9 protein-coding genes are annotated in these 17,096 nt (G+C 41.5%); 7 read left to right on the top strand and 2 right to left on the bottom strand.

Going from position 1 to position 17,096, the window contains the following annotated elements:
• Nucleotides 1–20 precede the first annotated feature (20 nt).
• From glyQ to aroF, 6 genes are all read left to right on the top strand, one after another.
• Nucleotides 21–917 (top strand): glycine--tRNA ligase subunit alpha, encoded by an 897-nt coding sequence (glyQ, locus tag RMY00_RS27500; RefSeq protein ID WP_322650575.1) that lies wholly within the window; start codon nt 21–23, stop codon nt 915–917.
• 499 nt (nt 918–1,416) lie between these two features.
• Nucleotides 1,417–3,771 carry a ComEC/Rec2 family competence protein gene (locus RMY00_RS27495; protein ID WP_322650574.1) on the top strand — a complete coding sequence of 785 codons (2,355 nt, stop codon included), beginning with the start codon at nt 1,417–1,419 and terminating at the stop codon, nt 3,769–3,771.
• A gap of 324 nt (nt 3,772–4,095) precedes the next feature.
• Entirely contained in the window at nt 4,096–5,769 is a 1,674-nt protein-coding gene (locus RMY00_RS27490; RefSeq protein WP_322650573.1) for an alpha-amylase family glycosyl hydrolase, read from the top strand.
• 336 nt (nt 5,770–6,105) lie between these two features.
• Nucleotides 6,106–6,375 (top strand): 30S ribosomal protein S15, encoded by a 270-nt coding sequence (gene rpsO / locus RMY00_RS27485; RefSeq protein WP_041565894.1) that lies wholly within the window; start codon nt 6,106–6,108, stop codon nt 6,373–6,375.
• A 12-nt stretch (nt 6,376–6,387) separates the two neighbouring features.
• Entirely contained in the window at nt 6,388–6,858 is a 471-nt protein-coding gene (locus RMY00_RS27480) for a PAM68 family protein (protein ID WP_322650572.1), read from the top strand.
• Nucleotides 6,859–7,228: 370 nt separating this feature from the next.
• The gene (gene aroF / locus RMY00_RS27475; protein WP_322650571.1) at nt 7,229–8,287 is read left to right on the top strand and encodes a 3-deoxy-7-phosphoheptulonate synthase; all 1,059 of its coding nucleotides are present in this window, start codon (nt 7,229–7,231) and stop codon (nt 8,285–8,287) included.
• Nucleotides 8,288–8,314: 27 nt separating this feature from the next.
• On the opposite strand, the gene RMY00_RS27470 is transcribed toward aroF, so the two are convergent.
• On the bottom strand, nt 8,315–8,782 hold the full coding sequence (locus tag RMY00_RS27470; protein ID WP_322650570.1) for a response regulator: 468 nt from the start codon (nt 8,780–8,782) through the stop codon (nt 8,315–8,317).
• Between the two features lie 8 nt (nt 8,783–8,790).
• Nucleotides 8,791–14,484, bottom strand: coding sequence for an AAA family ATPase (locus tag RMY00_RS27465; protein WP_322650569.1), 5,694 nt, complete (start codon nt 14,482–14,484; stop codon nt 8,791–8,793).
• Between the two features lie 397 nt (nt 14,485–14,881).
• Here RMY00_RS27465 and RMY00_RS27460 point away from each other — a divergent pair, with 397 nt between their 5' ends.
• Nucleotides 14,882–17,002: an EAL domain-containing protein gene (locus tag RMY00_RS27460; protein WP_322650568.1), complete on the top strand. Its 2,121-nt coding sequence runs from the start codon at nt 14,882–14,884 to the stop codon at nt 17,000–17,002.
• Nucleotides 17,003–17,096: the final 94 nt, after the last annotated feature.

Raw genomic sequence — 17,096 nt, 5'->3', positions numbered from 1 at the left:
TCGATTATTAAGGGGGAAGTGTGAATTTTCAATCCGTTATAGCTTTGTTGCATCAGTTTTGGGGCGATCGCGGTTGTCTCATAGCGCAGCCCTACGATATAGAGAAGGGGGCTGGTACTAAGAATCCGCAGACATTTTTAAGAGCATTGGGGCCGGAACCGTGGGCTGTTGCTTACGTTGAACCTTGTCGTCGCCCTACAGATGGACGATATGGCGAAAATCCCAATCGTTTCCAACACTATTATCAGTATCAAGTTCTAATCAAGCCGTCGCCAGATAATATTCAGGAGATTTATCTTGATTCATTAAGGGCTTTAGGTATTCGTCCTGAAGACCACGATATTCGGTTTGTAGAGGATAACTGGGAAGATGCGACGGTGGGAGCTTGGGGCACTGGGTGGGAAGTATGGTTAGATGGGATGGAAGTTACTCAATTTACCTATTTCCAACAGTGTGGGGGAATTGATTGTCGTCCAGTGTCAATTGAGATTACATACGGGTTAGAGCGGCTTACAATGTATCTCCAGCAAGTAGAAGCATTTACAAAAATCCAGTGGACAGACAACATTACTTATGGTGATGTTTTCCTGCAAAGTGAGATTGAGCAGTGTACATACAACTTTGAAGCGTCGAATCCTGAGTTGCTACTGACACTATTTAATTTATATGAGCAGGAAGCTACCCAATTAACGGAGCGAGGATTGGTTTTACCTAGCTTAGATTATGTAATGAAGTGTTCGCACACGTTTAATTTGCTAGATGCTAGAGGTGTGATTTCGGTAACGGAGAGAACTCGCTATATTGCCAGGATTCGACATTTAGCTAGAAAGGTAGCTCATTTATATGTTGAGCAAAGGGAGAAATTGGGTTTTCCTTTGCTCAAAGATACTGTAAGTTCAACAGGAAGCCCAATATGATGAAGGGTGCGGCTACTCGAACTAAGTACAGCTTTGCGTAAAAACGTAAGGTTTTAAAATCAGAAGAACGCAAAATGAACGCATAGGCGCTTTGCTTTTCCGTATGGTAAGTACGTATAGTTTTGCCAATTATCCATGCTCTGCTGAGGTTTAAGCTAGGTATATCTTTATGATGCGGCTTTTGCTAAAGGACAAAAATACTGTTAAATGTTGAATCTAGAACACTAAAGCTACAAGATAAGGCCCGCCTGTGCGGGTTTTTTTGTGTAAACTTGATGGACTATATTTCACTACAACGATAAGATTTGTTCGCTGTTGCTGATTAAAGAGATGAAAAACTCACGCATAGGCGCTTCAAGCGCAGATAATAAGTATTTGGAATATTTTATTTTTGAATTTCATAGCCAAATTCAGCAATGCCGATTTTCTATATTGTTGCCCTAGCTATTTTTAAGTCAGCCGCAAATTTGGGTTGTTAGGTGCTTTTACAAAAAATTTTATGATTCAAACCAGTGGTGTCATTATTTGTCTTGGCTACATTTTTGGGTTGCTGTTTACAGCAGTTCCTTGGGGTGGTATATGGATTTTGGTTCTGGGGATAGTGGGAGCAATCCTTTTTAGAAGACGCACCAGTTCACGGCAACTTGCTCAGAAACCAGAAAATACTGGAAGCAAAAATAAGGCAGTGCCTAATACTTGGCAAACTAATCCCCATCCTCGAATATGGATAGCTGCTGGCTTGGTAGGATTATTGGCAACTCTATATTTTCAATGGCGAGTGCCGCAACCAGGTGCAAAAGATATTAGTCAGTTCGTTCCACCTGGAAATAGCAATAATCAAGAACAACTTGTAATTGTTCGTGGCGAAGTGGTGAGTAATCCCCGTTTGACTCGTAGTCAACGTGGACAATTTTGGCTGGAAACGACTCAGCTAGATGAAGTCAAAAATGACAAAGGTTCAGCAGGTGTGCCAAAAGGGGTTACAGGTAAATTGTATGTGACAGTGCCTATACTTCAGGCTACTGGGTTATACCCTAGTCAACAAATTGCTGTGACTGGGATTTTGTACAAACCAAAGGCGGCTTCAAATCCTGGTGGTTTCGATTTTCAGAAGTTTCTCAAGCAGGAAGGAACCTTTGCTGGTTTGATTGGGCGACAAATAAATGTTTTAGAACAGGAACGAAAATGGGGATGGTGGCAAATTCAGGAACGAATTGTGCGATCGCAAGTTCGTTGGTTGGGTATCCCTGAAGGGCCTCTTGTCAGTGCTATGGTGTTGGGAAGCAAAGCAGTTGATTTACCCTATGATATCCGCGACTTATTTGTACAAGCAGGATTAGCTCACGCTTTAGCAGCTTCTGGGTTCCAAACTTCTTTGATTTTAAGTGTGATTTTACAGCTAACGAGGCGGGCAAGTAAAGGAACGCAATTTACCCTTGGTTTTTTAGCTTTAATCATTTTTCTGAGTTTAACAGGTTTTCAACCTGCGGTTCTTAGAGCCGTAATTATGGGTTTTGCGGCATTAGTTGGTTTGCTATTAAAAAGAAAAGTAAAACAGTTCGGCTCATTATTATTAGCAGCGACTTTATTATTAGTATTTAATCCTTTATGGATTTGGGATTTAGGCTTTCAATTGAGTTTTTTAGCAACACTGGGATTAATCGTAACAGTACCCGCATTAGTCAATCGTCTAGCATGGCTACCACCTGCGATCGCTGCTTTGATTGCTGTTCCCCTAGCTGCTACTATTTGGACTTTACCTGTGCAACTTTTTGTCTTTGGGGTTATACCATCTTATAGTTTGTTGCTGAATGTGGTTAGTACTCCCTTAATTTCGATAATTAGTATAGGTGGAATTATTAGTGCGTTAGTGGGTTTAATTTGGACTCAGGCTGGAAGTTTTTTAGCTGCGGTATTACATTACCCTACTGATTGGCTAATTAAATTAGTAGAGTTTTTTAGCAAGCTGCCGGGAAATTCTGTTGCTATAGGCAGCATATCTATTTGGCAACTTCTGGCGATTTATACACTGATTCTATTAGTTTGGCTAGTACCTTGGTGGCAGAAGCGGTGGTGGTTTGCTAATGTGATTGCCATTGGTTTAGTATTAATCCCTCTTTGGCATTCCACAAATACATTGTTTAGGATAACGGTATTAGAATCTGGTACTGAACCAATTATAGTTATTCAAGATAGAGGGACAGTAACTGTAATTAATAGTGGTGATGAAGGGACAGGACGTTTTACAATTTTACCGTTTTTGCAACAACAAGGTGTAAATCAAATTAATTGGGCGATCGCAACTGACTTCCAAGGAAATGAAAGTAATGCTTGGTTGGAATTACTGCAACGTTTACCTATCAAGAATTTTTATGAATATTCACCCAAACCAGAAAATTCTATTACAACTCAGGCAATTCAACAAGAGTTACAAAAATATCAGGGATATTACCAGCCGTTAACAGTTGGTCAAGCTGTGAAAACGGGTTCTATAGTGGTACAATTAATCAACGAACAATTACCTATTTTACAATTGCAAATTCTAGATCAGAATTGGTTATTAGTAGGTAATATCAAATCTAAAGAGGTACAGCAACTAGTTAAAAGTGGCAGTTTACCTCGTACACAAGTGTTATGGTGTGCCCCTCAGTCATTAAAAGATTTAGTTATTGCTCTGCAACCACAAGTAGCGATCGCTTCTTCTGCTAACTTTGATACAAAATTCTTATCGGAATTGAACCAAAGTCAAACGAAATTGTTTTTTACAGGGCGAGATGGGGCTATTCAATGGACACCTAATGGTCGGTTTGAGGCGTTTACTGAAGTAACAGAGAATAAGTCTTCTGTCTTATAAAAAACTCAAAATTAAGCAAAGTTAAAAAAATGATATTTATTTTAATCAAAACTAACTAAAGATAGATGTATAGCCATTTGCAAGCAAGTAACCTCTCAAAAGGTCTGAAAAAGGTCTATTTACTGAGCAGGTGCTAACCCTATCTTTGGGGTAAGTAAGTGGTTATGAAAAATTTAAGGTTTGTAGTAATGAATGAAACTCTTACTAGGAAAAAATCTAGTTACTTTTACGTTACGTAATATAGTTTGATTTGTTCTTGTCTACTTAATTAGTTTTTGTATTTTTATACTTATTGATACATATTACTACAGGAAGATATAATAAATGAGAAGTTTAATTGAATTTACGTTGTTTGCTCCTCGTAATAAAGAAACAGCTTTAATTGGGTCTTTTTCTGATTGGAAAGAAATCCCAATGGTAAAAAGTGAAGATGGTTATTTTCGCGCTCAAGTAAAACTTGAAGATGGAATTTATCAATATAAGTTTCGCATTCAAAGTAAAAGCCCAAATTTTACACTTGATGAGTGGGTAGACGTTATTGATCCTCAAGCAACAGATGTTAATGAAACAGAAAAGTACAGCATAGTGCGGATTAAAAATGGGCAACGCATTATTGACACTTATGTTTGGCGACACGACGAAAAACCATTGCCTGAAAATCGTGAATTAGTCATATATGAAATGCACGTTGCAGATTTTTCTGGAGATGAAGTTGGGTTTGATAAACGAGGCAAATATTTAGGAATAATTGCCAAGTTAGATTATCTAGTCGAATTGGGAGTTAATGCAATTGAATTAATGCCAGTTAATGAGTACCCTGGTAACTATAATTGGGGCTATAAAGTGCGCCACTTCTTTGCTACAGAATCTAGTTATGGTTCAACAGAAGATTTAAAGCGATTAATAGATGAGTGTCATGCTAGAGGCATTCGCGTTTTTATGGATGGAATTTATAACCACACAGATGAAGAATGCCCGTTAATACTGATTGACCGGAATTACTGGTATTACGAACACATGCATTATCCTGAAGATCCAGATAATTACTGGGGGCCAGAGTTTAACTATGATAATTATGATGAAAAATTAGATGTTAAACCTGCATGGAAATACGTCGGGGATGTAGTGCAATTTTGGATTCAGGAGTATCACATTGATGGAATCCGCTTTGATGCGGTGCGCCAATTGGCTAACTTTGAATTTTTAGACTGGCTGGCGAAGCAAGGAAAAAACCATGCTGCACCCAAGCAGTTTTACAATATTGCTGAACATATTCCTGATACAAAAGCTGTAGTCCAGCCAGATGGACCATTAGATGCTTGTTGGCATGAGAGTTTTCGGTACTTTATAGTTCCATATATTTGTGGAGAAGCATTTGAGTTAAAACAACTAAAGCAAATTTTAGATCCTAAACAGCAGGGTTATGCAACTGCTACCAATGTGATAAATTATTTGGCAACCCACGATCGCGAACGTCTATTGCGAGAATTAGGCGATCGCGGTATCTTTGACGCAGAGGCATTTAAGCGAGCGAAGTTAGCAGCCGTTCTCTTAATGACAGCGTTGGGTATACCAATGCTGTGGATGGGAGAAGAGTTTGGCGAATATCAGCAAAAAAGCGAAGATGTAACTAAGCCACAGAAGATTAATTGGTCTTTGTTATCAGGCGACCAGAATCGTAATTTATTTAAGTATTATCAAAAAATCATTGCTCTACGCAAGCAGAATCTAGCTTTGCAAAGTGATAATATCGAGTTTTTCTACGAAAATACCGATGATAAAGTGTTAGCTTACACTCGCTGGGATGAGCAGAATTCTCGTGTAGTTGTCGTGGCAAATTTTTCTGACCAGAATCTAAATGAATATAAAATTTTAGGCTTCCCATCCGCTCAATACTGGCGAGATTGGATCGCGAATTCGGAGGTGAAAGTTGGAGAAGATGGTTTAGTCACTAACTTGCCAAGCTATACAACCAAGATATTTGTTGAGCAGTTGTAGTCTGTGAAGAAATGATTGATATTTAGAGACTGTTATAGTTTGCGCTTTAACCCAAACTACAAACCTATGATTATTTTTATTTTCTCAAAATAACAGAAGACAGGTTAATTGCAAATAATGCGATCGCCCTTGGCGTTGGCAAAGCCATCGCTCTTTTGAAGTCTAATCCGATTTAGTAGCGCATCTACTACCAGAGGATACTGGATAGCTTTTGATCTACTTAGTCTCCTATAGTGTAAGGTGCAGTAGCAAAGATGATTCTACATCCACCTTGATGGCTGTGATATTATGGGAGACTGCTACATACATTTAGAAAAACTAGAAATTGAATCGATCATGGCTCTGACGCAACTGCGGAAACAAGAAATAATTTCCAACTACCAAGTTCACGAAACCGACACTGGGTCGGCCGATGTCCAAGTTGCCATGCTAACTGAGCGCATTAACCGCCTCAGCGAACATCTCCAGGCAAATAAAAAAGACCATTCATCCCGGCGGGGACTGTTGAAGCTAATTGGTCAGCGCAAGCGTCTTTTAGCCTATATATCGCAGGAAAGCCGGGAAAAGTATCAAGCTTTGATTGCTCGTCTCGGTATTCGTGGATAGGGATTATCGCTTATGTCTGCTGAAGAATCTGAACGCAGTCGCTTGCCCTTTGAACCAAACAAAAAGCGCCAAAAGCCCGCAAAAACTCAAAGTAAACCAGCAGCACAGCCACAAGAATCTGGCAAACAGGCTGATAGAAAACGGACTTACACCAAACAAGAGATGGCTATTCCCCAAGTAGTCAGCCAGCGCATGATCCGCCGGGTAGCTGGATTCTGTGGTGTACCAACAGCTTTGGGCATTAGCGTCCTGGTTGTCAGCTATCTGCTTGCTATCTATTCCAAGATCCAACTACCTCCTATTGCTGTGTTATTGGTGAACATGGCATTATTTGGTTTAGGGGTATTAGGGATAACTTATGGCGTTCTTTCTGCCTCTTGGGATGAAGAAAGAGTTGGAAGTTTGCTGGGTTTGGGTGAGTTCAACACCAATTGGGGACGAATGGTGGCAGTTTGGCGCGAAACTCGGCAGAAAGACTCATAATTAACGGCGCTCAGATATTAGATAACTCAGGTATTGGGTAAATAAAGAAGTGAATGTTGAAGTTATAAAATTTTAACTTCAACATTGCTAATCAAAATTGTGTAGTCTTTTTTATACTCCATATCTAGTTATTGAGCAGTAAATATGCTGACTGAGCGCTATATCTTGTAAATAAATTTTATTTTTAACTATTCGTAATTAGGTTAATAAGCAACAATCAAGCTAATCCGTTTACAGAAACAGGACTTACGCAAAAATTGCCGAAAAGCTTAATTTATCGAACCGCCAAGACGCCAAGAACGCCAAGAATTCGTAGAGTGTGCGTAAGTCCTAAGAAAATTTTACTCAATTAATAACCAGGAACTTTCACATGATTATAGTAATGAAAAGTGGTTCCCCAGAGGCGGAAATAAACCGCATTGATGAGGAATTAACTAGCTGGGGGCTAACTCCAGAAAAAATTGTTGGTCAACACAAAGTAGTTATTGGTCTAGTAGGTGAAACTGCTAGCTTAGATCCACTACAAATTCAGGAACTTAGCCCTTGGATTGAGCAGGTGTTGCGGGTAGAGCAGCCTTACAAACGAGCCAGCCGTCAGTATCGTCACGGCGAAGCTTCGGAAGTAGTGGTTAATACTCCCAATGGAGCGGTAGTATTTGGTGAACATCAGCCTTTAGTAGTCGTTGCCGGGCCTTGCTCCGTAGAAAATGAAGAAATGATTGTGGAGACAGCACGGCGCGTCAAGGCAGCTGGAGCAACATTTTTGCGCGGCGGCGCATACAAACCCCGGACTTCACCTTACGCCTTCCAAGGACACGGCGAGAGTGCTTTGGATTTGTTAGCAAGGGCGCGGGAAGTAAGCGGACTAGGTATTATTACAGAAGTGATGGATGCTGCTGATCTAGATAAAATTGCCGAAATTGCTGATGTAATTCAGGTGGGGGCCAGGAATATGCAGAATTTCTCCTTGCTTAAAAAAGTGGGCGCGCAGCCGAAACCAGTTCTGTTGAAGCGGGGAATGGCGGCTACTATTGAAGATTGGTTGATGGCAGCCGAGTATATTCTGGCATCTGGCAATGCCAATGTGATTTTGTGTGAAAGGGGAATACGCACCTTTGACCGTCAGTATACGCGAAATACGCTGGATTTATCAGTAGTGCCAGTGTTGCGAAAGCTGACTCACCTGCCAATTATGATTGACCCCAGCCACGGCGTAGGTTGGTCTGAGTTTGTGCCTTCAATGGCGATGGCTGCGATCGCAGCTGGTACAGATTCCCTGATGATAGAGGTTCACCCCAACCCTGCCAAAGCTTTATCGGACGGGCCCCAATCTCTCACACCAGATCGTTTCGATAGCTTGATGCAAGAATTAGCAGTGATTGGTAAAGCGGTGGGACGCTGGCAGCAACCAGCAGTAGCTCTGACTTAGAATTAAGTTGCAACTGCATTTATTGATTTAAGAAACTGGCGATCGGTTAAATAAAACCCAATAAAAACCAAGCTGTTGGACTGCTTGGTTAAATTGTTCAAAATCAACAGGTTTGACGATGTAGCTATTCACCCCAAGCTGGTAACTCTCAATCATATCCTGGTCTTCAGCAGAAGAGGTAAGTACCACAATCGGAATCATTTGTGTGCGTGGGTCAGACTTGAGTTGCCGTAAAACTTCTAATCCACTGACTCTTGGCAGCTTCAAATCCAGCAAAATGACTTTGGGTTGATTCGTCATGCTACGGTGGGCATAGTCCCCCTGACAAAAGAAAAAATCGAGGGCTTCGGCTCCATCCTCGAGTAGTTGAATGTGATTGCTAATTCTAGCGCGACGTAATGCTCGGATAGTTAGTTCTGCATCAGTAGGATTATCTTCAACTAACACAATGGAAATTGGTTGTTCCAAAGATGGGTCAGTGGGTTGATCAGTCATGGGTTAGTTTACCCTTGAAGGGTGAAATAAAAAGTCGCACCTTGATTGACCACTGCTTCGGCCCAAATGCGCCCGCCGTGGCGTTGAATAATGCGTTGCACGATCGCAAGTCCGATCCCTGTACCTGCAAAATCTTGTTCGCGGTGCAGGCGTTGGAATACCCCAAACAGATTATCGGCATATTGCATATTAAATCCTGCTCCATTATCTTTAATGAAATACACTTCTTCCCCATCCATAACCTCATAACCTACTTGAATATATGCAGGGGATTTGTAACGAGTGTACTTAATCGCATTCGATAACAGATTTATCCAAACTTGTTTAAGCAGTGAAGGGTCAGCCTGACATATAGGTAAATCAGCGATCGCAAACTCAATCTGACGACCCTCCAAATCTGAGGCTAAATCACTCAGCACCTGTTGAATTATCTCATTTGGCAAGACGGGCTGCCGAGACATTTCCTTACGATCTAGGCGGGATAGGTTCAACAGATCATCGATCAACTCACCCATGCGTTTGGCATTCTCTCGCACAATTTTCAGATAACGATTGCCTTCCGCATCGAGTTGCTCACCGTAATCTTCTTGCATCATTCTAGAAAAACCAACGATCGCCCGCAATGGGGCCCGTAAATCATGAGAAACAGAGTAGGAAAAAGCCTCTAACGCTTTGTTGGCAGATTGCAATTGGGCAGTTCGCTGTATTACCCGTTCTTCCAACTCAGTATTCAGTTGACGAACTTCTGCCTCTACCGCTTTCAGGGCGCTGATATCGCGCATGATCGTAGAAAAATATTCCAAACTGCCATCTGTGGCTTTGTGAGCAATAATCATTTGAGAAACCGGAATTTCTCTGCCATCACCGTCCAACAACGCGGTTTCACCAACCCAGCTACCATTTTGAATAGCTGCCGGAATGCCTTGATTCTGAATAATCTCTAATGCCCACTGGGGATAATAGTTGGGGATGGTAATGGTGGTAATGTCTGCATCCAGTGGTATGCCTGCCAATTTTCTGGCTTGAATATTATTCCAAAAAACATTACCTTGGGGAGTAAACATGCCAATATGATCGGTGGATGCTTCTAGGATGGCGATCAGGCGATCGCGGTCTTTCTCTGCTCTTCGGCGTTCGTCAATTTCGGCCCGTAAAGATTGATTCAGTTCTTCCTGCTGCTTCAACAGACGGGCATTGTCAATGGAAATAGCTGCCTGAGTGGAAAGTAAACGGAAGATTTCAATTCGATCTGGGGTAAAGGCGCTGGTGGTGAGATTATTTTCTAAAAGGACAATTCCAGTCAGTTTTCCCTGGTTCAAAAGAGGGGCACAAAGAATTGATTTCGATTGGTGCTGCACAATCCAGGGTTCAGATTGAAAGTTGCCGAATTGAGCAGCATTGTCCAGGACGATACTTTCTTGGGTGCGAACCACGTAATTAATCAGGGCAGTTGGCAAATAAGGAATGCTGTCTGCTGAGATCGATTCCAGGGGAATTGATTGCAAAACGGCTACTGTCTTATTGCCAATCGACCCCATTGCCTCAACCCGCCATTCGTCCTGTGTTGGCAAAATTAGATAACCCGTCTGCGCCCCAGCATTCTCAATCAATATGGTCATCAGTTTTGCCAGGAGTTTATCTAAGAGAATTTCACTGGCGATCGCTTGGGAAGCTTTCAACACCGTTTCTAGGTCAAGTGCTTCTAACTTACTGGAAGTTGATTGTGTAGTGTCAAGTTGACGTGTTCCGGTTCTTTCTGTTCTCAGTTCTAGTAGTTGGGGATAGCGTCTTTCCAAATCTTGGACTTTAGTAGTTGCCCTCCACCTTAAATAACCGTACCTTGCCTCTTGCAAATAAGCTTTGGCGATGGTTAGCCGATGATTTGCCAGATGAAACTTGGCTGCTAGTTCGTTTGCCAGAGCCTCTTCTTGGAGGTATTCGTTTTCTCTAGCCAGGGTAATGGCGCGATCGTAGCCATCCATTGCTGCTACTACCTCACCCAATACTCGATGTTTTTCTGCTTCTACCAAATACCACTTGTGTAAATAATTCATCGGGGCATGATGTGCCCAAAGTTGCATCTTCTGTTGACTGTCGGCTACCCGTTGAAGAATCATTGCCTGCTCTTTCTGATTCACCTGCGAATAAAGCATCAGTCGCGCTAGGGAATCATAAAAATAGAAGATGGGGAAAACAGCATTTGATCTGCCCCCATCCGGATAATTTTCTGCTTGATTGGCGTTGTCAACGGCTTGGAGAAAATTCTCGAAGTAATAGCAAAGAAACAGTTTATTGAAGTAAAGATAAAACAACCCTTTATGATGATTAGCTTGTTGTAGCAAAGGTAATTCTTGCGACTCATCATAAGCTTCACCGATCAAAACTTCGGGAGTTGCAGATGTTGTTATCAAGTTCAAGACTGTCTGTTGATAAACTTTGAGTGCATTGGCATTAGTAGATTCTTTCAGTTGGGTGAGTACTTGGATGTAGCTTTCTAGTTTCTGTTCTAGTTCTGACAGGGGCATATCTGTAAAAAAACAGTGGTCGCAGTGGTGCAAAATACTGTATGCGGCAAATTCCAAATCTCCCGTCTCAATGCCGATTTGGTAAGCCTCCTGTAATGGTTTAATTGTTTCTTTGAGGTGAACATTCCGAAACCGCACAGAGGTGTTGGCCATGAATAGGGTTTTACAACGGATCGGTAAGTTGCTGGATTGTTCTAGTAACTTCAGTGCCAACTGCACAAACTGATAGGCCGTTTCAATTTCTAGAAGCACGCTACCCAGAATGTTACTGTAAGCTGCGTAGGCGAAGGCTGAAAGGTCATGATTGCCATACTTAATTGATAAATTCACCATCTCCAGAATGATTAGCGGAAATAGCGCCGGGGCTGCTTGGTAGGCTGGGGCCATCAAATTTGCTAATAACCGGATGCTGAGGGGAGCAACTGCATCCGTCATGGTTGGTAGATCAAACAAATCTTCCACCCGCCTACCCTGCAAGGTGCGGGCAGTATTGGAGAATGCTTGCTGAATTTCCTCTGGAGTTGGTGCAGCTGGCAGATGTAGGCCTAATTCCTCTAGAGCCTGAAGACCGATCGCCAGAGCTTCTAGAAATTGCATCTGTCCGGCATAGGCTTGAATTTTTACCTCATAAACTTTAATTTTGGCTGCCAGCGATTTGGTATTTTCTAGCACGCAGCTTACTAATTGCTCCATTAGCTCCAGTTCGCCATTTAGGTAAGCTGTTTCTGCTGCCAAACTATACAGAGCTAGAGCCAATTCATACTGAGTTTGCCAGCAATTATCTGCCAACAAATCTAAACCAATTTGGAAGTATTTTAAAGCAGAATTGTATGCTGTAGAAGCTTTCGCTTTTTCCCCTGCGATCAAATTTAGTTGAGCCAGTTCATCGCGCTCTGGCTGGATTTTAATTAACTCTTTACCTAAATTGAGTTGATTGGTGATGTCAAAGATATTTTGCTCTCGCTGTTGAGCAGAAGCTTTCTGGAGCAGTCGTTTGCCGATTTGCAGATGAACATTTCGCCGTTCTGATTCGGGGATCAGAGAATAAGCTGCTTGCTGAATGCGATCGTGAGCAAATTTATATTCAATGGCAGGGTTGCTAGGGAGTGGCACATCCAATACAACGGATTTGTGAGCATTGCTCATGGGCAAAATCAACCCTTGAGCGATCGCCACTCCTAAAATTTGCGCGGTTTCCCGTTGAGATAGTTCAGCCGCAAATGCCAGGGTTTCCAGATCAAAAGAGTTACCAATGCAGGCAGATAGCTGCAACACTTGCTGTGTTTTTTCGTTGAGCTTCTGAATCTTGCCTGCCATCAATTCCACAATGTTATCGGTAATTCCCCGATTACGAATTAGTTCTATCGACCATTGCCATTTCTTGGTTTGGCGATCGAATTCTACTAGCCCTTCAGTGTATAGAGATTTCAAAAATTCATTGATGAAAAAGGGATTCCCACCAGTTTTTTGTTGCACGAGTTCCGCTAAGGGCAGGGAATTCTCTGGTTGACAGTGCAATGTATCGGCAATTAGTTGATTGATATTAGGTAGGCTTAATGCTGCGAGAGAAAGTTGGTTCACTACTCCTCCAGCTTGGCGAATTTCCTCCACCATCTGGATCAGGGGATGAGCTGTATTCACCTCGTTATCCCGGTATGCCCCCATCAATAACAACGATTGTTTCTCGGTAGAGGTAGCTAGCAGTTGAATCAGCTTCAGCGATGCATTATCTGCCCACTGGAGATCGTCTAAAAAGATGACGAGTGAATGTTCTGACTCGGTAAAAACGCGAATGAAATTTTGGAAGACTTGGTTAAAGCGATTTTGGGATTCTGTTGGCGGTAAAACTGGTACGTCTAGTTGCTTACCGATAATTAATTCCAATGTTGGAATTACCTGGATAATAACGCGACTATTTGAGCCAAGGGCAGCTAAGAGGTTGTCTCGCCACTGACACAGTTTTACATCTTCTTCAGTCAGTAATTGTTTGATGAGTGACTCAAAGGCTTGAGCGATCGCAAAGTAAGGGATATTGCGCTGATATTGGTCAAATTTGCCCGCAATAAAGTACCCCCGTTGTTGGGTAATGGGTTTATAAATTTCCTGCACCAATACTGACTTGCCAATCCCGGAGTATCCTGCTATCAGCATCATTTCAACTTGAGAAGAAAACAAGTCACCACGGGGATGTAGGAAAATTGAGTTTTCCCGATTAACTTTCTTAGCTGCTACTCTAGCGATCGCACCTAATAATGTCTCAATCTCCTTTTCTCTACCATAGAGTTTTTCCGGGATATGAAACTTATCAGAAATATCCTGTTGTGCTAACAAAAAAGGCTCAATTCTGCCCGTATGTTGTAACTGAATTAGACACTGTTCTAAATCAGTTTTAATTCCCCACGCACCTTGATAGCGTTCTTCTGCTGTTTTAGCTAATAGTTTCAGGACAATTTCTGAAACTATCATAGGAATTTCTGGATCGATAACATGGGGTGGAACGGGTTTCAGAGCCAGATGGCAGTGAATCAACTCTAGGACATCACTAGATTCAAAGGGCAGTCGATGGGTCAACAATTGATAAAAGGTAGCACCTAGAGAGTAAAAATCAGTTCGGTAGTCCAGAGAACGGTTCATCCTACCTGTTTGCTCTGGAGAGATGTAAGCTAATGTTCCCTCTAATACTGTTGGATTTTTGAGAGTTAATGTCTCCCGCGATCGGGCAGTTGAAATTCCAAAGTCAATAATTTTAAGCTGTTGTGTTTTTGGATTGAAAACAATATTGGATGGATTTATGTCTTTATGAATTATGTTTGCAGTATGAATTTCACTTAAACTTGTAGTGATCTGCACGGCTAACTTCAGAAATTCTATTAAGGAAAACCCTCTTGTAGCTATAATTTTTGTTAAAGATTCCCCCCCGAAATCCTCCAGAATAATCACAAAAGTACTTTGATATTGCTGCAAGCCGTAAGCCTGGATAACACCTTCTAATGATAAGCAGCGCGTAATTTCGTATTCAAGCTTATAGCGTGTGATTTCCTCTGGAGTAGGGTAGTCTTTCTTCAAAATCTTGAAGATTACAGGCAAATTATCCCGTTCCCGAATTCCCCGATAAACCCGTGAATTACCACTTTCATGGATTTTTGTCCAAATTTGATATTCCGGAATTTCTAGCATAGTTCAACCGCCTTCAATTGTTACACTGAGGAGCAAAGCAGGGTTGACTCATAAACCCGATTATACAATAGACATCTCCAGAAATTAAATATGCGTCACCCGAAAACCTTGTAGAGAGGTAGCAATGCTACGTCTCTACGTCTTTTATTGAGATGTCTAATAGTCAAACCCCTGATGAATTGATTTATTTAGATTAGTACAGTAGGACGTAAATCCAGTTACCATCTCAATTAACCAGACAACTTGCTCAGAGCAACTGGTTAAAGGTAGGCAAACTACTGCTGACCTGTATTCAGGGAAGTATCGAGTTAATTAAGCGAGTATTGTAAAAAAAGAAACTATTTCTCATTTCTCTCTTGAGGTATGAGGTATGAGGTATGAGGTATGAGTATGAGATATGAGTGAACCCTTGAATGTCCTGATGGTTGAAGACTCAGAAACCGATGCCATGTTAATCATCCGTGAACTGCGTTGCGGTGGTTTCAATCCAATCTGGCAACGTATCCAAACAGTCGGAGAGCTACACACAGCCCTCAATAGCAGTACATGGGATATAATCATTTCAGATTACCGATTGCCTGACTTCAATGCTTCTATGGCTCTGGAAATAGCCCAGCAGAGTCAAAAAGATATTCCTTTCATTCTGGTTTCTGGCACAATCGGCGAAGTATCTGCTGTGGAAATGATGAAAGCAGGTGCTCACGATTATGTAATGAAAGACAACTTAAATCGATTGCCAGTGGCGGTGCGTCGAGAACTTCGGGATGCTCAGGTGCGGGTAGAGCGTAAACAAGCCCAAAATTTGCTACAAACATTAGCGTCCAATATTCCGGGAATAATTTACAGCTTTGTGCATCATTTTGATGGTTCTGTTGGCTTTGAGTACATCAGTTTAGGCTGTCTAGACCTTCTAGAGTTAACACCAGAGCAAATTTTAGAAAATGCCTCTCTTTGCTTTGAACAAATTCATGTTGATGACCGGGCTGGATGTTATGTAGCTGCCAAAGAAAGCGCTCAAACTTTAAAACCATTTTTTTATGAATGGCGATTAATTACACCCTCTGGTAAACTTAAGTGGGTACAGGCAAGTGCGCGTTCAGAGTCTCAAGAAAACGGAGATATTGTCTGGCATGGTATTTTATTAGATGTGAGCGATCGCAAGCATGCACAAGAACTGATTACTCACAATGCTTTGCACGATCCATTAACGGATTTACCGAATCGGACACTTTTAATAGAGCGGCTGGAACTAGCCATTAACCGAGCTAAACGAGCAGAAACCTATCGTTACGCCGTCTTATTTCTCGACCTAGATCGGTTCAAAGTGATCAATGACAGCTTAGGACACTTAGCTGGAGATCAACTATTAAAGACCATTGCTCAGAAGCTAAAAACTCATCTGCGGGGGGTTGATTTAGTCGCTCGAATCGGTGGTGACGAATTCGTAATTTTGCTGGAAGATATTTCTGGTATTGAAAAGGCTATTCAAATTACTGAACGTATCCTAACAGATTTTCAAACACCATTAATACTTAATGATTCCGAAGTGGTTATCAGTACGAGCATCGGTATTGTCTTAGGAACAAAAGACTATTCTCAAGCCTCCGATTTACTTCGAGATGCTGATATTGCCATGTATAGAGCTAAAGCTGAAGAAAGAAGTTCATACAAAATTTTTGATGTAGAAATGCACACTCAAGCCGTAAAGCGACTAACTTTAGAAACCGATATTCGTAAAGCTCTAGAACGAGGAGAGTTCGTTATATACTATCAGCCTATTGTTGACATACTTAGCCATGCCTACAGTGGCCAAAACCAGCTGCAAGAATATCGGCTGATTGGATTTGAGGCATTGGTACGCTGGCAACACCCAACTCACGGCTTTATTTTGCCGGATAAATTTATTCCTATCGCCGAAGAAACGGGGCTAATTATGCAAATTGATCGCTGGATGTTCTCCAGTGCTTGTCATCAAATGGCAGACTGGAAAACTAAGTTTCCTAGTAACTTTCCGCTCAAGATTAGTATTAACCTGTCTGCTAAAGATATTCGCCAATCCAGCTTAATTGAAGACATAGATAAAATATTAGCCCAAACAGGTTTAAAAGGCGATTTCATCACTCTAGAAATTACCGAGAGTATGTTAATTCAGAATATCAATAAAACAATTGATTTATTAACCCAATTAAAGGCCAGAAATATTCAAATCAGCATTGATGACTTTGGTAGTGGTTATTCATCGCTCAATTATCTCCATCGTTTACCTGCTGATAATTTGAAAATTGATCGCTCCTTTGTGAGTCAGATGCAGGAAGGGAATCGTAATTATCAGGTCGTTAGTACCATTATTGCCTTAAGCAATCAACTTGAACTAGCCGTTGTTGCAGAAGGTATTGAAACACCACAGCAACTTCAATGGTTACAGCAACTTGAATGCGAATTTGGTCAAGGTTATCTGTTCTCTAAGCCCCTAAGCTACGAGACAGCAGAAGCACTCCTGGCAAGTAAAAGTTTGTAATTATCAGCTTCTGACTTAATCCCCAGTTCCTAATCCCTAATCCCTAGTTGCTTTTACAGGTTTTCTCAGTCTAGCTACTACTTGTAACCACCAA

Source organism: Nostoc sp. ChiVER01 (assembly GCF_034531155.1).
In the GTDB taxonomy this organism is placed as follows: Bacteria; Cyanobacteriota; Cyanobacteriia; order Cyanobacteriales; family Nostocaceae; genus Nostoc.
The sequence above is the reverse complement of the archived record's forward strand: the minus strand, read 5'-3'. Positions and strand labels throughout refer to the sequence as shown.